20 protein-coding genes are annotated in these 20,514 nt (G+C 62.5%); 10 read left to right on the top strand and 10 right to left on the bottom strand.

What is annotated here, in order from left to right; all coding sequences use genetic code 11:
• Window positions 1-48: 48 nt before the first annotated feature.
• Window positions 49-2,367 carry a patatin-like protein gene (locus BMF35_RS09685; protein WP_047005761.1) on the top strand — a complete coding sequence of 773 codons (2,319 nt, stop codon included), beginning with the start codon at window positions 49-51 and terminating at the stop codon, window positions 2,365-2,367.
• Here the strand turns inward: BMF35_RS09685 and dnaJ are convergent.
• Both dnaJ and dnaK read right to left on the bottom strand, forming a co-directional pair.
• Window positions 2,364-3,497: a molecular chaperone DnaJ gene (dnaJ, locus tag BMF35_RS09680; RefSeq protein WP_047005760.1), complete on the bottom strand. Its 1,134-nt coding sequence runs from the start codon at window positions 3,495-3,497 to the stop codon at window positions 2,364-2,366. The genes BMF35_RS09685 and dnaJ overlap by 4 nt on opposite strands.
• Window positions 3,498-3,568: 71 nt before the next feature.
• Window positions 3,569-5,506 (bottom strand): molecular chaperone DnaK, encoded by a 1,938-nt coding sequence (dnaK, locus tag BMF35_RS09675; RefSeq protein ID WP_047005759.1) that lies wholly within the window; start codon window positions 5,504-5,506, stop codon window positions 3,569-3,571.
• Between the two features lie 186 nt (window positions 5,507-5,692).
• Here dnaK and BMF35_RS09670 point away from each other — a divergent pair, with 186 nt between their 5' ends.
• From BMF35_RS09670 to BMF35_RS13785, 3 genes are all read left to right on the top strand, one after another.
• Window positions 5,693-6,202, top strand: a complete 510-nt coding sequence (locus BMF35_RS09670) for a copper chaperone PCu(A)C (RefSeq protein ID WP_047005758.1) — start codon at window positions 5,693-5,695, stop codon at window positions 6,200-6,202.
• Window positions 6,203-6,213: 11 nt separating this feature from the next.
• Window positions 6,214-6,717 carry a hypothetical protein gene (locus BMF35_RS09665; protein WP_047005757.1) on the top strand — a complete coding sequence of 168 codons (504 nt, stop codon included), beginning with the start codon at window positions 6,214-6,216 and terminating at the stop codon, window positions 6,715-6,717.
• Window positions 6,718-6,800: 83 nt separating this feature from the next.
• Complete coding sequence (locus BMF35_RS13785; protein WP_047005756.1) at window positions 6,801-7,742, top strand: hypothetical protein; 942 nt, start codon at window positions 6,801-6,803, stop codon at window positions 7,740-7,742.
• Window positions 7,743-7,813: 71 nt separating this feature from the next.
• Here BMF35_RS13785 and BMF35_RS09655 read toward each other — a convergent pair whose 3' ends face one another.
• From BMF35_RS09655 to hrcA, 3 genes are all read right to left on the bottom strand, one after another.
• A complete protein-coding gene (locus tag BMF35_RS09655; protein WP_047005755.1) occupies window positions 7,814-8,494 on the bottom strand; it encodes an OmpW/AlkL family protein in 681 nt (226 codons plus the stop codon).
• Window positions 8,495-8,628: 134 nt separating this feature from the next.
• Window positions 8,629-9,207, bottom strand: a complete 579-nt coding sequence (gene grpE, locus BMF35_RS09650) for a nucleotide exchange factor GrpE (RefSeq protein ID WP_047005754.1) — start codon at window positions 9,205-9,207, stop codon at window positions 8,629-8,631.
• Window positions 9,208-9,215: 8 nt separating this feature from the next.
• A complete protein-coding gene (gene hrcA, locus BMF35_RS09645; RefSeq protein WP_047005753.1) occupies window positions 9,216-10,259 on the bottom strand; it encodes a heat-inducible transcriptional repressor HrcA in 1,044 nt (347 codons plus the stop codon).
• A gap of 178 nt (window positions 10,260-10,437) precedes the next feature.
• On the opposite strand from hrcA, the gene rph reads away from it, so the two are divergent.
• Both rph and rdgB read left to right on the top strand, forming a co-directional pair.
• Entirely contained in the window at window positions 10,438-11,151 is a 714-nt protein-coding gene (gene rph, locus BMF35_RS09640; RefSeq protein ID WP_047005752.1) for a ribonuclease PH, read from the top strand.
• Window positions 11,148-11,777 carry an RdgB/HAM1 family non-canonical purine NTP pyrophosphatase gene (gene rdgB, locus BMF35_RS09635; RefSeq protein WP_047005751.1) on the top strand — a complete coding sequence of 210 codons (630 nt, stop codon included), beginning with the start codon at window positions 11,148-11,150 and terminating at the stop codon, window positions 11,775-11,777. Before rph ends, rdgB begins: the two co-directional genes overlap by 4 nt.
• Window positions 11,778-11,783: 6 nt before the next feature.
• Here rdgB and BMF35_RS09630 read toward each other — a convergent pair whose 3' ends face one another.
• Window positions 11,784-12,317 (bottom strand): CAP domain-containing protein, encoded by a 534-nt coding sequence (locus BMF35_RS09630; protein ID WP_052765899.1) that lies wholly within the window; start codon window positions 12,315-12,317, stop codon window positions 11,784-11,786.
• A 46-nt stretch (window positions 12,318-12,363) separates the two neighbouring features.
• Between BMF35_RS09630 and hemW the strand changes: the two genes are divergently transcribed.
• Window positions 12,364-13,515, top strand: a complete 1,152-nt coding sequence (gene hemW / locus BMF35_RS09625) for a radical SAM family heme chaperone HemW (RefSeq protein WP_047005750.1) — start codon at window positions 12,364-12,366, stop codon at window positions 13,513-13,515.
• Window positions 13,512-14,408 (top strand): tyrosine recombinase XerC, encoded by an 897-nt coding sequence (locus BMF35_RS09620; RefSeq protein ID WP_047005749.1) that lies wholly within the window; start codon window positions 13,512-13,514, stop codon window positions 14,406-14,408. The genes hemW and BMF35_RS09620 overlap by 4 nt, the downstream gene beginning before the upstream one ends.
• Here the strand turns inward: BMF35_RS09620 and BMF35_RS09615 are convergent.
• Genes BMF35_RS09615 through rsmI form a run of 4 tightly spaced genes read right to left on the bottom strand, consistent with a single transcriptional unit; the run spans window position 14,405 to window position 17,241 of the window.
• On the bottom strand, window positions 14,405-15,013 hold the full coding sequence (locus BMF35_RS09615; protein ID WP_047005748.1) for a DedA family protein: 609 nt from the start codon (window positions 15,011-15,013) through the stop codon (window positions 14,405-14,407). The two genes, BMF35_RS09620 and BMF35_RS09615, sit on opposite strands and share 4 nt — an antisense overlap.
• A 37-nt stretch (window positions 15,014-15,050) precedes the next feature.
• The gene (gene gshB, locus BMF35_RS09610) at window positions 15,051-16,004 is read right to left on the bottom strand and encodes a glutathione synthase (protein WP_047006494.1); all 954 of its coding nucleotides are present in this window, start codon (window positions 16,002-16,004) and stop codon (window positions 15,051-15,053) included.
• 8 nt (window positions 16,005-16,012) lie between these two features.
• A complete protein-coding gene (locus BMF35_RS09605; protein ID WP_047005747.1) occupies window positions 16,013-16,363 on the bottom strand; it encodes a YraN family protein in 351 nt (116 codons plus the stop codon).
• Entirely contained in the window at window positions 16,360-17,241 is an 882-nt protein-coding gene (gene rsmI, locus BMF35_RS09600; RefSeq protein WP_047005746.1) for a 16S rRNA (cytidine(1402)-2'-O)-methyltransferase, read from the bottom strand. Before rsmI ends, BMF35_RS09605 begins: the two co-directional genes overlap by 4 nt.
• On the opposite strand from rsmI, the gene BMF35_RS09595 reads away from it, so the two are divergent.
• Entirely contained in the window at window positions 17,240-18,406 is a 1,167-nt protein-coding gene (locus tag BMF35_RS09595; protein WP_047005745.1) for a penicillin-binding protein activator, read from the top strand. The genes rsmI and BMF35_RS09595 overlap by 2 nt on opposite strands.
• A 63-nt stretch (window positions 18,407-18,469) precedes the next feature.
• On the top strand, window positions 18,470-20,461 hold the full coding sequence (gene parE / locus BMF35_RS09590; RefSeq protein WP_047005744.1) for a DNA topoisomerase IV subunit B: 1,992 nt from the start codon (window positions 18,470-18,472) through the stop codon (window positions 20,459-20,461).
• The last annotated feature ends 53 nt before the right edge of the window (window positions 20,462-20,514 follow it).

Genomic DNA, 20,514 nt, shown 5'->3' with positions numbered 1-20,514 from the left:
TGTCGAGCCTCTGGCAAGCGCTGCCCGCATCTGTCATCACCATGCGAGATGCGGCAGAAAGAGCTCAGGATTGCACTGGTTTGTTATGGCGGCGTCAGCCTTGCCGTTTACATGCATGGTGTCACCAAGGAGATCTGGAAGCTCGCGCGTGCCAGCAGGGCCTTTCACGGGGACAATGAGACCGCGCCCGGCGGTGTCGAAGGCGTTTATCACGCTCTGCTGCGCCATATAGAAGAACGTCACGAGCTGAAGCTGCGCATGTTGCCCGACATTATCACGGGGGCGAGCGCGGGCGGCATCAATGCGGTGTTCCTGGCGCAGGCGATCCATTCCGGGCGTAGTCTGGAGCCGTTGACCGGGCTTTGGCTCGACACAGCCGATGTCGAAACCTTGGTCGATCCCGAGGCGCGGCCATGGTCCGTCGCGGCGCGCGCCTATATGCGGCCCATCGTATGGTATCTGACGCGCGCACCGGGCAACACGGTAAGCGAAACCGTTTCGCAGGAAAGCCGCGAAGAGGTGCGCCGCAAAATCTCCAGCCTGGTGCGTGGGCGATGGTTCGAGCCGCCCTTTTCCGGCAGCGGGTTTACGCGGCTCATCTACAATGCGCTGGTTGCGATGGAGGATGAAGAGCCGGGCGAGCCCCTGTTGCCGCCACGCCATCCGCTCGACCTGCTGGTGACGGCGACGGATTTTCGCGGGCGGCTGGAGACGCTGCGCCTGCATTCGCCGCCACAGGTGGAGGAGCCCGAGCACCGCCTTCCCATCGGCTTTCGCTCCCACACCCCACGCCTCGGCGGGCATGACCTTGCGCACCTGCGCGAACTGACGCTGGCCGCCCGCGCGACGGCCAGTTTTCCCGGGGCCTTTCCCCCACTGCGCCTGGCCGAAATTGACGAGTTGGACGCGAGCGAATGGACCGGCCGCCATGCCTTTCTGGAGCGGATCATGCCCACGCATGTGAAGCGCGGCACCACGGAGCACGTCGCACTGGTGGATGGATCGGTGCTCAACAATGCGCCCTTCGATGGAGCCATCGCCGGCCTGAATATCCGCCCTGCCCAGCGCGAGGTCGACCGGCGTTTCGTCTATATCGACCCTTCCCCGCGCCAACCGCGCCAGCAGGAAGGGGACGCGGTGCGTCCGGTCGGCTTTTTCGCTGCCATCGCCGGATCGCTTTCAGCCATTCCGCGCGCGCAGCCCATTCGTGACAATCTGGAAGTGCTGGAACAGCAAACCCGTGATGCCGAAACGCTGCGCAAGATGGTCGCCGCTTTGCGGCCCGAAGTGGAAGGCGAGGTGGACCGCCTTTTCGGCATGACCTTCTTCCTCGACAAGCCCAACCGCAAGAGGCTGGCCGCATGGCGCGCCAAGGCGCAGCAGGCTGCCGCCGAGAAAGCGGGCTATGCGTTTCATTCCTACGCACAGGCAAAGCTAAGCGGAATTATCGACCGGCTAGCCGAACTGGCGCATAGCGCGTCGAGCGACATGGACATGCCGCCGCACGCCACCATCGCCTCGGCCCTGCGCCAAGAGATCGAGCGGCGCGGCATGGCCAGCCTTTCCGGCAACAAAGGCGGCGGGGCGAGCGCCGATGCAATTCAGTTCTTCCGTGACCATGACCTGGCCTTTCGCGTGCGCCGACTGCGATTGCTCGCACGGCGATTGTCGCGGGACTGGGATCTCGATCCGGACATTCCCGATGACGCGCTGGAGGCTGCGCGAGAGGCAATCTACTGCGCGCTTGCCTTCTATTTCTCGAAAGAGGATGTCGAGGCGCTCGGCAGCGACTTTGCAGAAGCCGCCGCCAATGCCGCCGAAGAGCCCGGCGTATTCCTCGATCTGCTGGCGGAAAAGCGCGCTCTCAAAGCGGCGGACGAGGAAGCGGAGCTGGTGCTTGCGGCGGCGCTGGAGGCCATGCCAAGGGAGCTGCGCCGACGCGTGCTGCTCGCTTATCTCGGCTTCCCTTTCTACGATGTGTCCACGCTGCCCCTGATGCGGAACGAGGGCCTGACCGAATTCGACCCGGTCAAGGTCGACCGGATCAGTCCGGAAGACGCACCAGCTATTCGCGATGGCGGTACGGCAGCGACACTGCGCGGGACGGAGTTCTTCAATTTCGGCGCGTTTTTCAGCCGCGCCTATCGTGAGAACGATTATCTGTGGGGCCGGATGCACGGTGCGGAACGCATGATCGACCTGATCTGCTCGACCGTGCCGGGCGGGCACGACCCTGTCAGTTGCCTAGCCTTCAAGCGCGACGCCTTCCTCGCCATCTGTGATGAAGAGGAAGCACGGCGCACTTGCGATATAGACCTGGTCAGGCGGCTGCGGGAGGAGATCGTCGCGAAGCTGGGAGCCGATTAGCCGCCGAAGGCTTCCTTCACGCGGTCGAAAAATCCCCGGCTTTCAGGACACTCGTCTCCCGTTTCGGTTTCGCGAAATTCGCGCAGCAATTCTTTCTGGCGGGCAGAAAGCCGGGTCGGTGTCTCGACCATCACTTCCACGACCAGATCGCCGCGACCGCGCCCTTGCAGCACGGGCATGCCCGCGCCACGCTTGCGCAGCTGCTTGCCGGACTGGATACCGCTTGGGATGTCGATCTTATGCACTTCGCCATCAAGGCCGGGAATCTCGATCGTATCGCCCAGCGCGGCAGCGGTGAAGCTGACGGGTACGCGCGTAAACAGCGCCGTGCCTTCGCGCTGGAACACGCTGTGCGGTTTCACATGCACGAAAATGTAAAGGTCGCCCGCAGGCGCACCCATCGGACCAGCCTCGCCCTTGCCGGAGAGGCGGATGCGCGTGCCGTTGTCGACGCCCGGCGGAATATCGACTTCCAGCACTTGCTCCGTGTCCACGCGGCCCTCGCCCATACAATTATGGCAGGCTTCTTCCAGAACCTCGCCGCGGCCAGCGCATGTCGGGCAGGCGCGCTCCATCACAAACGGACCCTGCTGCACGCGTACCTTGCCGTGCCCACTGCATGTCTCGCATCGGCGCTTGCCGGTTCCCGGTTCCGCGCCGGAGCCTGAGCAGACATCGCATGCTGTGGCGATATCGACGGTGATTTCGCTGGACTTGCCGTGGAAAGCCTCTTCTAGCGACACGTTGAGATCGTAGCGCAAATCGGCCCCGCGGCGCGGGCGTGCCCGGCCACCGCCGCCACCGCCGAAAGCGCTGCCGAAAATGGTCTCGAAAATGTCGCCAAGGTCGCTAAACTCGGCACCGCCCATGCCCGGACCGCCGCCACCGCCGGCCATGCCCTGCGTGAACGCTTCATGGCCGTAGCGATCGTATGCAGCGCGCTTCTGCGGGTCTTTCAGAACCTCGTAAGCAGCGCCGACCGCCTTGAATCGCGCTTCGGCCTCGGCGTCGCCCGGATTGCGATCCGGGTGATACTTCATCGCCTGCTTGCGATAAGCGGATTTGAGCGCTGCCGCGTCGGCATCGCGGCCGACGCCGAGAAGGCTGTAAAAATCGGTTTCAGTCGACATGCTGACCCCTCAAAGCGTGCCGCCACCGGCGCAGGTGAGCGTCGGTGGCGGCGTGCTTGTCCATAATCAGATTACGACTTGTTCTCGTCGTCCACTTCGGTGAACTCAGCCTCGACGACTTCTTCCTCCTGCGAGGTAGCATCGTCGCCGCCGGCAGCAGCCGCATCGGCAGCGCCTGCCTGGGCAGCAGCCTGGTCCTGCTCGTAGATCGACTGACCCATCTTCATCGCGACATCGGTGAGCTTCTGGCTCTTGTCCTTCATCGCGTCGAGATCTTCGCCTTCGAGCGCAGTCTTGGCCTCGGCAACGGCAGTTTCGATCTCGCCCTTCAGGCTCGCATCGATCTTGTCGCCGTTCTCTTCCAGCTGCTTCTCAGTCGCGTGGACGAGGCTGTCGAGATTGTTGCGGACTTCGGCGGCCTCGCGGCGCTTCTTGTCTTCCTCGGCAAACTTCTCTGCATCCTGCACCATCTGCTCGATATCGTTGTCGGACAGACCTCCCGACGCCTGGATGCGGATCTGCTGTTCCTTGCCCGTGCCTTTGTCCTTGGCGGACACGTTCACGATGCCGTTCGCGTCGATATCGAAGGTGACTTCGATCTGCGGAACGCCGCGCGGTGCGGGCGGAATGCCGACAAGGTCGAACTGGCCAAGCAGCTTGTTGTCTGCCGCCATCTCGCGCTCGCCCTGGAACACGCGGATCGTCACAGCGCCCTGATTGTCCTCGGCGGTCGAATAGACCTGTGCCTTCTTGGACGGGATCGTGGTGTTGCGGTCGATCATGCGGGTGAACACGCCGCCCAGCGTCTCGATACCCAGCGAAAGCGGGGTCACGTCGAGCAGCAGCACGTCTTTCACGTCGCCCTGCAACACGCCTGCCTGGATGGCAGCACCCATGGCGACCACTTCATCCGGGTTCACACCGGTATGCGGCTTGGTGCCGAAGAATTCCTCGACCACTTCGCGCACCTTGGGCATGCGGGTCATACCGCCGACCATGATGACTTCGTCGATCTCGGTCTTGGCGACACCGGCATCTTCCAGTGCCTTTTTGCAAGGCTCTAGCGTGCGCTTGATGAGGTCACCGACCAGCTGCTCCAGCTTGGAGCGGCTGATGGTTTCCACCAGGTGCAGCGGCGTGGATGCGCCGCCTTCCATGCGTGCGGTGATGAAGGGCAGGTTGACTTCAGTCTGCTGCGAGCTGGAAAGCTCGATCTTGGCCTTCTCGGCAGCTTCCTTCAAGCGCTGGAGAGCGAGCTTGTCGGTCTTCAGATCCATGTTTTCCTTGGATTTGAACTGCTCGGCCAGATAATCGACAATCACATTGTCGAAGTCTTCGCCGCCCAGGAACGTGTCGCCATTGGTGGATTTCACCTCGAACACGCCATCGCCGATTTCGAGGATGGAGATGTCGAACGTTCCGCCGCCAAGGTCATAGACGGCGATGGTCTTTCCATCGTCCTTGTCCATGCCATAAGCGAGCGCGGCCGCGGTCGGCTCGTTGATGATACGCTCGACTTCAAGGCCCGCGATCTGGCCGGCGTCCTTGGTTGCCTGGCGCTGCGCATCGTTGAAGTAGGCGGGAACGGTGATGACCGCCTTGTTGACGGTTTCGCCAAGATAGCTCTCGGCGGTTTCCTTCATCTTCTGCAGGATAAAGGCGGAAATCTGGCTGGGAGAATACTCCTCGCCGCCAGCCTCGACCCAGGCGTCACCGTTCTTGCCCTTGACGATGTCATAGGGGACGAGGTCCATATCCTTCTTCGTGGTCGGATCGTCGAAACGGCGGCCGATCAGGCGCTTGATCGCGAACAGCGTGTTGTCCGGATTGGTCACGGCCTGGCGCTTCGCTGGCTGGCCGATCAGGCGCTCACCGTCCTTGGTGAATGCGACGATCGACGGCGTGGTGCGCGCGCCTTCGGAATTCTCGATAACCTTGGGCTTGCCGCCTTCCATCACGGAGACGCAGCTATTGGTCGTACCAAGGTCGATACCGATAATCTTACTCATATTTCCCCATCTCTTTCATAGTTGGACGCTGCGCTTTCGACCCCCCGATCCCACTGGGACTTTTGCGGCGAAGCCATTCGGCAGCTCGATAAAAGCTGTGTATCGAGGGCGCATATAGGTGCGCTTTCGCTTGGCACAAGGGACATGCCGGCCTAGAAATCGGGCCGAGATTTTGGAGGGTTTACGATGAATAAGAAGACCATTCTGGCAGCTGCACCCGTGCTCGGCACCGCCCTTGCGCTGGCCGCTTGCGCAGAGGAAACGGCAGAGCCTGTCGTCGAAAATACCGATTGCGTTGAAGGTATCCAGGTGACGGATGGGTGGCTCGCCAGCCCGGCCATTCCGGGCGATCCTGCGGCGGTCTATTTCACGATCGAGAATACCAGCGATCGAAACCGTATGATCAGCGGCGCCGATGTGCTTGGCGCGTCCAGCGCAATGCTGCACCAGACCAGCGAATGGAATTACGAGGCCTCGATGAGCGAACTGATGCAATTGGATGTGCCTGCCGGCGAAACCATCGAATTCAACCCCGAGACTTATCACGTCATGGCAATGGACACCGATCCCACGCTTGAAGTTGGTGCCGAGACCGAAACGACGCTCACCTTCGTCGGCGGTGACAAGTGCAGCTTCCCGGTCGAAATCCGCGCTGCGGGCGATGCTCCGGGCGCAGACGAGGAAGCCGGAAGCTAGGAGCGTTCGCCGTGGCCGATGCCAGCGTGACTGCCTGCCCTGTCGGCGGTGAAAGACCGCTGACGGCAGGCGAGATCGCGCTGGCGCGTTGGGTTTTCGGCGATGCCATCGACTATAAGAAAGTCACGATAAAGCGCCGGAAGTGGGCGTTTTTCCAGCCCAGGCGTGTGACGATGGCACCGCGCGGCCACATCCACTTCCACCCGCACGGCACTGCCTATTGCGAGGATTTTGCCACGGCGCCGCTCAGCCGCCAGGCGCTCTTCATCCACGAGATGACGCATGTCTGGCAAACCCAGACGCGTGGCGAGTGGTATCTGGTGCTGCACCGCATGCCGTGGGCGCGCTATGATTACGCGCTCAAACCCAGTTGGCCGCTCACGCGCTATGGCATCGAACAGCAAGCGCGTATCGTGGAGCATGCCTTTCTGCTTCGCAATGGAATCAAGCTTCCGGGCGTTGCCGATCCGGCCGCCTATGATGTATTGGTACAATTCCCCGGCGCAGGCAGTTGACGCAATACATGCGGCGTTCACTTGCATAATCGGAAGAGGGCGGCGTCGGGGCTACGACCACACGTGACGTACAGGGGACATCTATGAAAAACTATCCGATCCTTCTGGCGGCCGGCGCGCTCGCGCTGTCTGCTCCTGCCTATGCGCAAGACGTATCGGCTTCGCCGACTTACGGTGAAACGACACTCGCCAGCGGTTTCACGCCCGATCCGTTTCGTCAAGCGATCCAGTCCGGCGGGCCTATCGACGCGAGCGGCATCAGCGCGGCCTGCGCCGGCTTCATTGCCAGCGCGCCCGACTACAGCATCAATTATACCGCAGGTTCGCTGCCGTTATATCTTTCGGCGACCGCCGATAACGATATCACCCTGGTTGTAAACGGCCCCGATGGCAGCTGGTATTGCGACGACGATTCGGGCGGCAATCTCAATCCGCTAATCACCTTCCAGGTGCCGCAATCGGGCCGCTACGATATCTGGGTCGGCACCTATGGCGGCGCGACCAATTATCCGGCGACCGTCAACGTTTCGGAGCTTTATGGCCCTGCGGAGAACCTCAACGCATCACGAGTAAGCCGGACGGTGACTTCCGCTCCGCCTCCTACCACGCGTTCCAGGGGCCCCAATTTTGCGCTTTCGCCCACTTATGAAACGCTGAACCTGCGCGCGGGATTTACCGGCGATCCGCGTACCGTTTCGCTGCTGTCAGGCGGGTCGAACGACGCATCATCGGTCGACGGTGCATGCCGCGGCTACGTCGCCGATGCGCCCGATGTTCGGGTGAATTACGAAGCGGGCGGTACTTTTCCGCTCATCCTGTCCGTCGAATCGTCCGCCGACACGACGCTGGTGGTGAACGGCCCGGACGGTCGCTGGTATTGCGATGACGATGGCGGCAACGGCTTCAATCCGTCGCTCCGCTGGGATTCACCCATGTCCGGCCAATACGATGTGTGGGTCGGCACCTATGGCAGCGCCACCACGGAAAGCGCGGAATTGTATGTTTCGGAGCTATCCAGCCGGTAAGCTTCCACTGCTCGCAAACAAAAAAGGCGGGGCAATCGCTGCCCCGCCTTTTCTTTTGTCTGGCGCAAATGTCAGAACGTGAAGTTCACGCCGGCGCTCAGCACCCACGGGTCGAGGGTGTGATCGGTCGCGAAAACGTCCGTGCCATTGGCGGAGAACGTTGCTGTGGTATCGATGAAATAGCGCTTCGCATCCAGCGAGATACCGAAGCCGCTATCGGCGAACGCAAAATCGACACCCGCCTGAAGCGCGACGCCAAATTCGTTGCTGAGATCGGCATCGGTCACGCCAAGCGGCGTAATGCCAGCGCCGGCATCATCGTTGAACCAGATGAAATAGGCAGGGCCTGCACCGATATAGGGCTTCACGCCCGGTGCCAGATCGACATGGTACTTTGCCGTCAGAGTAGCCGGGATCAGCTGCGCATCCGACACGACTTCGAGACCGGCAAGGCCGCCGACACCGTCGACATCATGCTGCGAGACACCGGCAATCGTTTCCAGCGAGAAATTGTTGCTGATGAAATACTCGATGGAGGCGGTCGGCGTGATGTTGTCGCTCGCTTCGGTCTGGCTGTTTGCCGGCAAACCGAAGTCATCGAAATCGACATTGTTGATCTCGCCGTCCGGCAGGACTGCCGTGGCAAGTACACGAACCTGGATATCGCCGGTGCGGTCGGCATCCTGTGCCGCAGCAGGCGCTGCTACCGCGAGCGAGGCCGCTGCTGCAGCCAGGTAAAGAGAGGCTTTCATTTCAGAAACTCCGTGAAGGGCCGACGGCGCCACTGCGGCGCGCGCATTCCCTTGCGGAGATTACTGCCTAACGAAAATGCGGTTCCCGGCAATCGGACCGATACGGTCCAAATCACGTATCCCCTAGGCTTGGGCTAGTCGGGCTTGCGCGCCACGCCCACCATGCTGGGCCGCAGCAACCTGTCCTTGATCATGTAGCCAGCCTGCATCTCCTGCACGATCGTGCCGGGTTCTGCATCGTCTGTCGGCACTTCCATCATGGCCTGGTGCTGATTCGGATCGAGGGGCAGTCCCATCGCCGCGATGCGCGTGATGCCGTGCTGGGCAAAGTTCTTTTCCAGTTCCCGCAGCGTCGCTTCAATACCGGCGACCAGCCCTTTGAACTTGTCGTCTTCGCGTAGTTCGGGCGCAATGGCATCCACCGCGCGCTGCAAATTGTCGGCGACGCCCAGCATGTCGCGGGCAAAGCCTGTCGCGGCATAAGCGCGCGCATCGGTAATGTCTTTCTCCATCCGGCGGCGGACATTCTGCGTCTCGGCGCGAGCGTAGAGCACATCCTGCTTGGCAGCTTCCAGATCGGCTTTCAGCGAAGCGATGGCATCGTCCGCACCCTCTCCTTCATCGTCATCCTGCCCGTCGTCCAGAAATTCTTCGGGCACGCCTTCGAGTTCTTTTTCGACCGCTTCGTCACGGTCTTTTTCATTGTCGATCATGTAACCTGCTAACCAATTCTCTTGCCCAGGGACCGGGCTGTGAAATCCACCATGGGAACAACCCGCGCGTAATTCAACCGCGTCGGACCGATCACGCCCAGCACGCCGACCACCCTTCCCTCTCGGTCGCGATAGGGTGACGCGATGACCGACGAACCGGAAAGCGCGAATAGACGGTTTTCCGCGCCGATAAAGATGCGCGTGCTGTCGGCATCGCGCGCGTCTTCCAGCAATTGGGCCACCGATTGCTTGTTTTCCAGATCATCGAGCAGCTGGCGCACGCGGTCGAGATCGCTCATCGCGCTTTCATCGAGCAGGTTGGACGCTCCGCGCACGATCAGCACGGGCCGCTTCGCTGCATCCTCGCTCCAGGTCGCTATGCCCTGCTCCACGAGGCTGCGGCTGGCATCGCCCAACGCGCTCTTGCCGGCCGCAATCTCCCGCTGCATCAGACGCGCGGCCTCGCTCAGCGTTCTCCCGGAGAGATGCGCATTGATGAAATTGCTGGCCTGTTGCAGCGTGCTGGCACCGATCGCGGATGACAGGTCGAGCACGCGATTCTCGACATGGCCGTCCTCGCCAACCAGCACGGCGAGCGCGCGGGTGGCGTCCAACGGCACGAGATTGATCTGCGACAGCTGTCCCTCGCGCTGCGGTACCATCACCATGCCTGCCGCGCCCGAAAGGCTGGAGAGCATGGCGCTGGTATTCTCCAACGCCTCCTCGATAGGACCAGGTGAAGAGAGTTGCTGCTCGATAGCGGCGCGCTCCTGCCGAGTGGGTTCGCCGACCTGCATGATGCCGTCGACAAACAGGCGTAGACCGAGATCGGTCGGCATGCGCCCGGCGCTGGTGTGCGGGGCCGCCAGCAGGCCGAATTGCTCCAGCTCGCTCAGGACCGACCGGATAGAGGCCGGCGACAGGTTCACCTCTCCCCGCTGCGCCAGTGTCTTGGAGCCGACGGGCTGGCCGCTTTCGAGGTAGTCCTCCACCACCAAGCGGAAAATGTCGCGCGCGCGGGCAGTAAGTTCGGAGATGGGCGGAGACACCATGACAGCGACGTAGCAAGAAAGCCGATAACTTCAATTTCCGTTCGTCCTGAGCTTGTCGGAATCGAAGATGGGCGTTGCCCGCCGGCTGCTTTTTCTTCAAGGCCAGCACCCGAAGTTAACGACGACCCTTCGACAAGCTCAGGATGAGCGGAGAGAGGGTTCGCTAGAGGAGTTCATCATGCGACCTTCCGGCCGTGCGCCCGACGAAATGCGCGCCATTACTATCGAAACCGGCTTCACTAAGCATGCCGAGGGCAGCTGCCTCATCAGCTTTGGCGATACGCGCGTGCTGTGCACGGCCAGCGTAGAGAAAAGCGTGCCGCCGTGGATGCGCAATAAGGGGACCGGCTGGGTTACCGGTGAATATTCCATGCTACCCCGCGCTACACATACGCGTGGGTCTCGCGAAGCGGCAAAGGGCAAGCAAAGTGGTCGCACACAGGAAATCCAGCGCCTGATCGGTCGCAGCCTTCGCGCTGTTTGCGACATGCAAAAGCTGGGCGAACGGCAGATTACGCTCGATTGCGACGTCATCCAGGCCGATGGCGGCACCCGCACTGCGGCCATTTCCGGCGCATGGGTCGCCCTGCGGCTCGCTGTGAACAGCCTCATGGCATCGGGAGCGATCAAAGACGATCCGCTGACGGCGAAAATCGCAGCTGTTTCCTGCGGTATCTACAATGGCACGCCGGTACTCGATCTTGACTACGACGAGGACAGCAATGCCGATGCGGACGCCAACTTTGTGCTGATCGAAGGCGGCCGGATCGCCGAGGTGCAAGCCACCGCCGAAGGTGCGACCTATGACGAGGAAGGCCTGCTACGACTGCTGCGGCTGGCACAGATGGGCTGCGGCGAGATTTTCAAGGCGCAGGAAGAGGCGGTAAAGTGAGCCGCGCTTTAGGCGGCGGTAAACTGGTGATTGCCACGCATAATGCGGGCAAGCTGAAAGAGATCGCCAAACTGCTGGAGCCATACGGGCCGGATTGCATCTCCGCCGGCTCGCTGGGTCTGCCGGAGCCTCCGGAAACCGGGAAGACGTTTGTCGAGAACTCCCTGATCAAAGCGCGTGCAGCGGCGGAGGCGTCTGGCCTGCCCGCGCTGGCTGACGATAGCGGATTGTCCGTCGCGGCACTCGATGGAAGGCCCGGCGTCTACACTGCCGACTGGGCGGAGCGGCAATGGTTCGAGGGCGAGCCGGGCCGCGACTGGTATATGGCGATGGGCAAAGTCGAGGGGCTATTGCAAGGCAAAGGGCCGGACACCGCGCGCGATTGCTGGTTCAGCTGCGTGCTGGCGCTGGCATGGCCCGATGGCGAGCACACCGTCTATGAAGGCAGGGCGAACGGCAAGCTCACCTGGCCCCCACGCGGCACCATGGGCTTCGGCTACGATCCCGTCTTCGTGCCGGAGGGACGCGATGTAACCTTCGCCGAGCTGGAGCCTGTGGAGAAGCACGCCATCAGCCACCGCGCCGATGCCTTTGCAAAGTTGGTGGCAGACCAGTTCGGCGGCTGACCCGCGTCAATACACCCGCTGGTTATAGACATTCCCCGCCGGGAAGTAGCGACAGACGAGAAAGTCATTCGTCTGCCCGCGCGCTACCGCACAGCCAAGCTCCTGCGTGTCGCGCCAGATGACCTGCGTATAGTGCCCGACATCGCGCCAGGTCCCGGTGGTCGAAACTTGCGGGAACTCGCCATTGCGGAAATGCTGCTGCTCGGCAACGAAGCCGCCGACCATTATGTCCGCGCCGTAATATCCGGCGCTGCCCATCCACAGGTTCTCGCCCGCGCCGCCTCTCTGGTCGCGATCGGCGTGGATCATCCGGCCTTCGCGGGCGAGGTGCTGCGCCCAGTCATGCGCCTCTCGCGCCAGGCGATTGCTCCAGGCAAGCCGCGGCACGCCGACTTCATCACGCGCGTCGTTATGCGCTTCGAGCAGATCCTCCGCGAAGGGATTAATGCGCTGCGCCTCTGCCGCAGGCGGCATGGCAAGCGCAACGACGGCGAAGACAGAAGCGATGGCGGCGGCAAGAGCGACCTTGTGTTTTTGCATGCCGCGACACTTGACTTGTCGGCGTTAACGGAGCCTGAAACACACCATGGCGCGCGCCCTCTATATCCACTGGCCCTTCTGCCTCGCCAAGTGCCCTTATTGCGACTTCAATTCGCATGTTCGGGACAGCGTGGACGCCGATGCCTGGCAGGCGGCGTTGCTGGCAGACTTGCGGCATGAGGCGAACCTCGCTGGCGGCGAGACGCTCACTTCGATCTTCTTCGGCGGCGGCACGCCTTCGCTGATGCCTCCTCGCCTTGTCGCAACATTGCTTCATGAGGCTGAAAAGCTTTGGGGTTTCGCTCCTGACATTGAGATTACGCTGGAGGCCAACCCCTCCTCCGTTGAAGCCGCAAACTTTGCCGCCCTGGCTGCCGCAGGCGTCAATCGCGTATCGCTGGGTATGCAATCGCTGGACGATCAGGCGCTTCGCTTTCTCGCACGACTGCATAATGCCGAAGAGGGCCTGAAAGCGGTCAAGACGGGCCAGAACGTGTTCAAGCGGGTGTCGTTCGATCTCATCTACGCCCTCCCCGACCAGACCGAGGCTGCATGGCGCGAACAGCTTCTCCGAGCGCTCGACTTCGGCACTTCGCACCTCTCGCTCTACCAACTGACCATCGAACCGGGCACGCGTTTTGCAACCGATGTGCGAACTGGCGGCTTCACCCCGCTCGACGATGATTGCGCGGCCGATCTCTTCGAACTGACGCAGGAGATGACCCGCGCTGCCGGGCTGCCGTCCTATGAGATCAGCAACCACGCCGCGCCGGGTGAGGAAAGTCGCCACAATCTCACCTATTGGCGATATCAGGACTATGTCGGCATCGGCCCCGGCGCGCATGGCAGGCGTGGCGGCTTGGCGACGCTCCGCCATCGCAAGCCCGAGAACTGGCTCGCGGCAGTCAATCGCAACGGTCACGGTCTGAAGGAAGAGCGCGCGCCCGGGGCGGCAGAGCAGGCGTCCGAAGCGCTGTTGATGGGTTTGCGATTGGCAGAAGGTGTCGATCTTACTGCGCTTTCCGCGCGGTTCGGTCTGCCTGAGGCTGCGCTGATTGACCCGCGAAAACTGCAGCAATTCAAAGAATTGAGGCTGATCTCTCGCACAGGTTCTCGGATTGCCGTGACCGAAGCCGGAATGCCGCTGCTCGATGCCATCCTGCCCCAACTCGTAGCGGATTCGCTGGTCGCGGCGTGAGTATTGGCGCGCTTCTGAATGAGTGGCGCGAACACCTCGAAAGCGCACGGCGGCGCAGCCCGCATACGGTGCGGGCCTATGTCGCCACGGCCGAGCGGCTGCTGCTCGCACAGGGCCTGAGCGACTGGGATGCCATCGCCACTATCGGCACGCGCGATCTTCGCAGCCACCTTGCTGCCCGCCGCGCGGAAGGGATCAACAATGCCAGTGCAGCGCGGGAGCTGTCGGCGCTCAAAGCCTTTATCGCCTTTGCGCGGGAGAAAACCGGCGCAGAGCCCGGCAGCGGACCCCGTCTTCGCGGGCCGCGCATCAAGAAAGGCCTGCCCCGCCCCGTGACGCCGGATGAGGCGGTCAATATGGTCGACCTGGTGGGGCAATCCGCCAAAAGCGACTGGACCGGCAAGCGCGATGCCGCCGTGCTGTTGCTGATGTACGGTGCGGGCCTGCGCATTGCTGAGGCGCTGTCTCTCACCGCCGATCAAGTGCCTCTGAGTGAGACACTGGTCGTGACCGGCAAGGGCAACAAGCAACGCGTCGTCCCGATGATTGCGATCATCCGCGATGCGGTGGCCGCCTATGTCGCAGCGTGCCCGCACGATTTGCGCGATGGCGAACCGCTGTTTCGCGGCGTGCGCGGCGGGCCGCTGTCGCAAGGCGCGGTGCAGAAGGCGATGGCAAGAGTCCGCACGGCGCTGGGCCTGCCATCGACGGCGACACCGCACGCATTGCGCCATTCCTTCGCCACCCATTTGCTGTCGGCGGGTGCCGATTTACGCAGCCTGCAGGAATTGCTCGGCCACGCCAGCCTCGGCTCGACGCAAATCTACACGCAGGTCGACGCAGCCAGGATGCTGGACGCCTATCGCAGCGCCCATCCGCGCGAAGGGGATTAGTCGCGTTCTGCGCGCGGTTTCCATGTGAAGAAGCGCCAGACATAGGCCGCCACGGCCAGAACGACCATCGCGATGATAATCCAGCCGATCACGTCCTGCGAATCCGCCAGCCATGCTGCCAGCAATTGTCCCCCAAGGATCAGCAACGCATTCCAGATCAGCGAGCCTGCAAAAGTATAGGCCAGAAACTTGCCGAGCGGCATATGCGCCAGCCCCGCCGGTAGCGAGATGATCGTGCGCAGGAAGGGACTGAAGCGCAGGAAAAAGATCACCCAATGGCCTCGTCGCACGAAGAAGCGCTGCGCCTGCTCGATATGTTCCCAATCAACGGTCAGCCAGCGCCCCCAGCGGTCGATCAAAGGGCGCAGCCGCTTATAGCCCAGTTTGTCGCCCAGCCAGTACCACCAGTAATTGCCTGCCGTCGTGCCCGCCGTGCCGATGAGAAGCAGCGGCCAGAAATCCATCGCGCCGCGCTCTACCAGCAGGCCGCCAATTCCCATAATGACCTCGCTGGGCACAGGCGGGATGATGTTCTCCAGCGCCATCAGCAGGAAGATACCGAAATATCCGCCCCGCTCGATCAGGTCGATGATGAGGGTGTCCATGCTAACCTAACGCCGAAGGATGCGCTGCTATCCCGCGTTACATCGCCGCATGCCGCCGCTCCAGCGCATCCCAGATGCGCCCGGCGGTGTTGGTGCCGTTATATTGGTCGATAGCGACGATCCCGGTGGGAGAGGTCACGTTGATCTCCGTCAGCCATTCACCGCCGATCACATCGATGCCGACAAAGGTCAGCCCGCGTCGCTTCAGCTCAGGTCCCATGGCAGCGCAGATTTCTTCTTCGCGTGCGGTCAGGTCGCTCGCTTCGGCGGAGCCGCCTTGCGCCAGGTTGGATCGAAACTCTCCCTCGCCCGGCTTGCGGTTTATAGCACCGGCAACCTCGCCGTCCACCAGCACGATGCGCTTATCGCCCTCGGCCACGCTGGGCAGGAAAGGCTGCACCATATGCGGCTCGGGCCAGGTCTGGTTGAACACTTCGAACAGCGCGGAGAGGTTCGTGCCGTCCGCATCGATCTTGAAAATCGCCTTGCCGCCATTGCCATGCAGCGGCTTGACCACGACAGCGCCGTGATCCTGCTGGAAGGCCTGCACATCTGCCAGCGTGCGGGCAATCAGCGTGGGCGGCATGAACCGCGCATAATCCAGCACGAACATCTTCTCGGGCGCATTCACCACTTCGCGCGGATCGTTGCTGACAAGCGTTCTGCCTTTCAGCCGGTCGAGGAGCAGCGCGGCGCTGATATAGCCGAGGTCGAAAGGCGGATCCTGCCGCATCAGGATGATGTCGACATCCTTTGCCAAATCGATCTGTCGCAGTTCGCCCGCGCTGAAATGGTCGCCATTCACGCGCTGAACGGTCACCGGCTTGGCCCAGGCGGTAATGCGCCCCTCGCGCCAGGCAAGCGTCTTCACATCGTAATGCCAGATGGCATGGCCCCGCGCCTGCGCTTCAAGCATCAATGCGAAGCTGGAATCGCCCGCAATCTTGATGCTGTCCATCGGGTCCATCTGCACGGCGATATTCAGTGGCATGTCGTCTCCTAGGGCATCCATGCGTTTTCGATGTGGCGCGGCGGTGTGCCGGGCGCAAGCAGGATGACATCCACCCGCATGTCCTCCCCGGCAGCGGCATAGTCATGCGCCACGCTTTCGGCAGCGGCCGCCACACGGCGCAGGCGGTATTCGTCTATGGCAAGATCGAGGTCGGCGGCCTTCTTCCGGTATTTCACCTCGACAAAGGCGATCAGGCGGTCGCGCTTCGCCACCAGATCGATTTCACCCAGTTTCGTCTTGCGGCGACGGTCGAGAATGGCCCAGCCCTGCCCTTCCAACCAGCGGGCTGCCTCGTCTTCCGCGCGCCTGCCGCTTGCTTCTGCCAGCTGCCGCTTCACTGCTTTTTCAGTTCCATGGCGCGGGCATAGAGCGTTTTGCGATCAAGGCCTGTTGCCTTGGCCACTTGCGCCGCAGCCTGCGATGGCTTTTCGCTTTCAAGCAAGTCGCACAGCATTTGCTCGGCATCCTCGGCGCTGGACTGCGTGTCGGCAGGCGGCCCGACCAGCAGCACGATCTCGCCTTTGGCGGGATGCGCTTCGTAATGGGCGAGCAAATCGTCGGCGCTGCCGGTGCGGCATTCCTCGTAAAGTTTGGTGATCTCGCGTGCGACAGATACCTCGCGGCCCGGCAGCACCTTGGCGATTGCGGCAAGGCTTTTGGTCAGCCGCGGCGCTGTCTCGAAAAAAATCAGCGTCGTTCGGACGGTGCCCAGCTCTTCCAACACCTCACGGCGAGCCTTGTCTTTCGGCGGCAGGAAACCGGCGAAGAGGAAACGGTCGTTCGGCAAACCAGAAAGGGCGAGCGCCGCCAGCGGGGCATTCGCACCTGGCAGAACAGTGACAGGCACGCCGGCAGCGCGCGCATCGTTCACGAGGCGAAAGCCCGGGTCCGACACCAGCGGCATCCCTGCATCGCTGACCAGCGCGACGGCGCGGTTCTTCATAGATTCCACCAGGCGCGCGCGATCATTGGGAGCGGAATGGTCGTCATAGCGCCATAGCGGCTTGGAAATGCCCAAGTGGCGGATGAGCTTTTGCGTCACGCGCGTATCTTCGCAGGCAATACCGTCGCAGCGTTCCAGCGTCTCTGCCGCGCGTATGGTGATGTCGCCAAGATTGCCAATTGGCGTCGCCACGATATAGAGGCCGGGAGAAAGTGGTCCGTCTGGTTCGCTCACAGGCGCGCCATGGACGCACGGGTCGGAGACAGCAAGCATGTTCGGTAGTTTCAAGCGTATTCTGGCCATGGGCCTCGGCAGCGCGTTGCTGGCGGGCTGTGCCGTCATCCCAGACGCCGGTTCGCCCCGCCCGGAAACCAGCGGCCCGGTCACCAGCGCGCCGCCTGCCGCGCCCGACATGACTGCGTTGCCGCAGGATGAGGATCGCCACCGCGTCGCGCTGCTGGTGCCGATGAGCGGCGAGAATGCCGAGGTCGGCCAGTCTATCGCCAATGCGACGACGATGGCGCTGCTCGATACCGGGGCCGAAAACCTGCGGATCACGACCTACGATACCAGTGGCGGTGCCGCGTCGGCTGCGCGTCGTGCGGTGGCCGATGGCAATCGCCTGATCCTGGGGCCGCTACAGCGCGACAACGTCGGCGATGTGCTTTCCGTCGCGCGCGCGAACAATGTGCCGCTAATCACATTCTCCAACGATACCACTGTCGCCCGCAACGATGTGTTCGTGATGGGCCACGTGCCCGAGCAATCGGTGGAGCGGACGGTCGATTTCGCGATGGACCAAGGCGCTAGCCGCTTTGCCATCCTCGCTCCGCGCGGCGATTACGGCAATCGCACCACCGTGGCGGCGGAGCGTGCGGTGCAGGCCCGCGGGGGGACGATAGTCGACGTGCAGCGTTACGATCGCGGTAACACCTCCATCATCAGCGCGGCGGATCGTCTGGCGACCACTGGCGGCTACGACACTGTGCTGATTGCCGACAACGCCCGCCTTGCGGCAATGGCGGCCCCTCGCCTGAAAGATGCGGGCGACAGCCTGCCTTCGCTGATCGGCACAGAGCTGTGGAGCCGGCAGGGATCGCTGCTGAACAGCGCCGAAATGCGCGGCGCATGGTTCGCCGCCGTGCCCGACGATCGCTATCGCCAGTTTGCCAGCAGCTATGAAAGCCGCTTCGGCCAGCAGCCTTTCCGCATTGCGACGCTGGGCTACGATGCCGTTTTACTGACTCTTCGCCTGACGCGTGACTGGCGTCCGGGTCGCGACCTGCCCGAAGGCCTGCTGACCGACGATGGCGGCTTCCTCGGCCTCGACGGTCCGATCCGTTTCCAGAGCAACGGTATAGGCGAGCGCGCGATGGAAGTACGGCAGGTGGGCAATGGCGCCTTCACTGTCGTCAGCCCTGCCCCCACCGGCTTCTAACCCACAGATAAAGCGACGCGGCGCGCTTGTGGCTGGGGATTCCCCGGGCCTATAGTCGCGCGCATGAGCGACGACCTTTTCGAGAACACGCCCACCGGATCGGGCGATTACGACTCCTCCTCAATCGAAGTGCTGGAAGGGTTGGAGCCCGTGCGTCGTCGCCCCGGCATGTATATCGGCGGCACCGATGACCGCGCGCTGCATCACCTTGCGGCCGAAGTGCTGGACAATGCGATGGACGAGGCCGTGGCAGGTCACGCCAACCGCATCGAGATGCATCTGGAGGAAGGCAATCGCCTGACTATCAGCGATAACGGTCGCGGCATCCCGGTGGACGAGCATCCGAAGTTTCCCGGCAAGAGCACGCTCGAAGTCATCCTCACCACCTTGCATTCGGGCGGCAAGTTCTCCGGCAAGGCCTATGCCACCAGTGGCGGCCTGCACGGCGTGGGCGTGAGCGTGGTGAACGCGCTTTCCAGCCTGACGCGGGTGGAAGTTGCGCGCAACAAGCAGGTCTTCGCACAGGAGTTCTCGCAAGGCGTGCCCCAAGCCGCGATTGCAAAGATCGGCGACACTCCCAATCGGCGCGGCACCAGCGTAACCTTCGTGCCGGACACGGAGATCTTCGGTGACCGCCAGTTCAAGCCTGCTCGCCTGTTCAAGCTCGCGCGCTCCAAGGCCTATCTGTTCGCCGGGGTCGAAATCCGCTGGAAATGCGCACCTTCGCTGGCGTCCGACGACGTTCCGACCGAAGCGACATTTCAGTTCCCCGGTGGGCTGGCAGATCACCTTCGCGAAGAAATCGGCAACCGCGAATGCGTGACGGCGGACTTTTTCGCAGGCAGTCAGGACTTTCCCGATGGCGACGACGGCCAGCAGCAGGGCCGCGTGGAATGGGCCGTCGCCTGGCCGTTATGGTCCGACGGGTCGACCAGCTGGTATTGCAACACCGTGCCCACACCCGATGGCGGCACGCATGAGCAGGGCCTGCGCGGCGCCTTGACCAAGGGCCTGCGCGCCTTTGGCGACCTGACCGGCACGAAGAAAGCGAAAGACATCACCGCGGACGATGTGATGACGGGCGCGGAGATCATGCTCAGCGTCTTCATCCGCGATCCGCAATTCCAGAGCCAGACCAAGGACCGGCTGACCTCGCCCGAAGCCGCGCGCCTCGTCGAGAATGCGGTGCGCGACCATTTCGACCATTTCCTGTCCGACAATATGGAGCGCGGGCGCGCGCTGCTCGGTTCGGTCATGGAGCGGATGGAAGAGCGGCTGAAGCGCAAGCAAGAGCGCGAGATCAAGCGCAAGACCGCTACCAATGCCAAGAAGCTGCGCCTGCCCGGCAAGCTGACCGATTGCAGCGGAGACGGCGAAGGTGAGACCGAATTGTTCATCGTGGAAGGCGATTCCGCCGGTGGCAGTGCCAAGCAGGCCCGCAATCGGAAGACGCAGGCGATCCTGCCCATCCGCGGCAAGATCCTCAATGTCGCCAGCGCCACAGCCGACAAGATACGCGCGAATAGCGAGATTGCCGACCTTACGCTGGCGCTGGGCTGCGGCGCGCGAAAGGACTGCGATCCGGAAAACCTGCGCTACGATCGCATCGTCATCATGACCGATGCCGATGTCGACGGCGCGCATATTGCCACCCTGCTGATGACGTTCTTCTTTCAGGAAATGCCCGAGCTGGTGCGGCGCGGCCACCTCTACCTTGCGCAGCCGCCGCTCTATCGCCTCACCGCGGGCAAGGAGAGCCGCTATGCCCGCGATGACGAGCATCGGGCGGAACTGGAAGCGACGGTCTTCAAGGGCAAGAAGGTCGAAGTCGGGCGGTTCAAGGGCCTGGGCGAAATGAACCCGCAACAATTGCGCGAGACGACGATGAACCCGGAGACGCGGTCGCTTCTGCGCATCACCTTGCCGGAACAGCATGAACAGCGTTTCGCGGTGAAGGAACTGGTGGACCAGCTGATGGGCCGCAATCCGGAGCATCGCTTCAACTTCATCCAGAACCGCGCCGGTGAAATCGATCGCGACCTGATCGACGCCTGATCGCAGAATTTTTTGCAATCTGTGTAAGAACATGGCGGCGGCGGTGACTGCCT

Origin of the sequence: Aurantiacibacter gangjinensis (assembly GCF_001886695.1) — a bacterium.
GTDB lineage: Bacteria > Pseudomonadota > Alphaproteobacteria > Sphingomonadales > Sphingomonadaceae > Alteraurantiacibacter > Alteraurantiacibacter gangjinensis.
This window is presented reverse-complemented; position numbering and strand designations above follow the sequence as displayed.

Excerpts from the sequence above, each read along its gene's own strand:
- rph (WP_047005752.1), top strand. The coding sequence starts at position 10,438 with ATGCGACCTTCCGGCCGTGCGCCCGACGAAATGCGCGCCATTACTATC.
- BMF35_RS09655 (WP_047005755.1), bottom strand. The coding sequence starts at position 8,494 with ATGAAAGCCTCTCTTTACCTGGCTGCAGCAGCGGCCTCGCTCGCGGTA.
- gshB (WP_047006494.1), bottom strand. The coding sequence starts at position 16,004 with ATGCCACTGAATATCGCCGTGCAGATGGACCCGATGGACAGCATCAAG.
- dnaJ (WP_047005760.1), bottom strand. The coding sequence starts at position 3,497 with ATGTCGACTGAAACCGATTTTTACAGCCTTCTCGGCGTCGGCCGCGAT.
- BMF35_RS13785 (WP_047005756.1), top strand. The coding sequence starts at position 6,801 with ATGAAAAACTATCCGATCCTTCTGGCGGCCGGCGCGCTCGCGCTGTCT.
- dnaK (WP_047005759.1), bottom strand. The coding sequence starts at position 5,506 with ATGAGTAAGATTATCGGTATCGACCTTGGTACGACCAATAGCTGCGTC.
- BMF35_RS09630 (WP_052765899.1), bottom strand. The coding sequence starts at position 12,317 with ATGCAAAAACACAAGGTCGCTCTTGCCGCCGCCATCGCTTCTGTCTTC.
- BMF35_RS09685 (WP_047005761.1), top strand. The coding sequence starts at position 49 with ATGCGGCAGAAAGAGCTCAGGATTGCACTGGTTTGTTATGGCGGCGTC.
- rsmI (WP_047005746.1), bottom strand. The coding sequence starts at position 17,241 with ATGCTTGCTGTCTCCGACCCGTGCGTCCATGGCGCGCCTGTGAGCGAA.
- grpE (WP_047005754.1), bottom strand. The coding sequence starts at position 9,207 with ATGATCGACAATGAAAAAGACCGTGACGAAGCGGTCGAAAAAGAACTC.
- BMF35_RS09615 (WP_047005748.1), bottom strand. The coding sequence starts at position 15,013 with ATGGACACCCTCATCATCGACCTGATCGAGCGGGGCGGATATTTCGGT.
- parE (WP_047005744.1), top strand. The coding sequence starts at position 18,470 with ATGAGCGACGACCTTTTCGAGAACACGCCCACCGGATCGGGCGATTAC.
- hrcA (WP_047005753.1), bottom strand. The coding sequence starts at position 10,259 with ATGGTGTCTCCGCCCATCTCCGAACTTACTGCCCGCGCGCGCGACATT.
- hemW (WP_047005750.1), top strand. The coding sequence starts at position 12,364 with ATGGCGCGCGCCCTCTATATCCACTGGCCCTTCTGCCTCGCCAAGTGC.
- BMF35_RS09595 (WP_047005745.1), top strand. The coding sequence starts at position 17,240 with ATGTTCGGTAGTTTCAAGCGTATTCTGGCCATGGGCCTCGGCAGCGCG.
- BMF35_RS09670 (WP_047005758.1), top strand. The coding sequence starts at position 5,693 with ATGAATAAGAAGACCATTCTGGCAGCTGCACCCGTGCTCGGCACCGCC.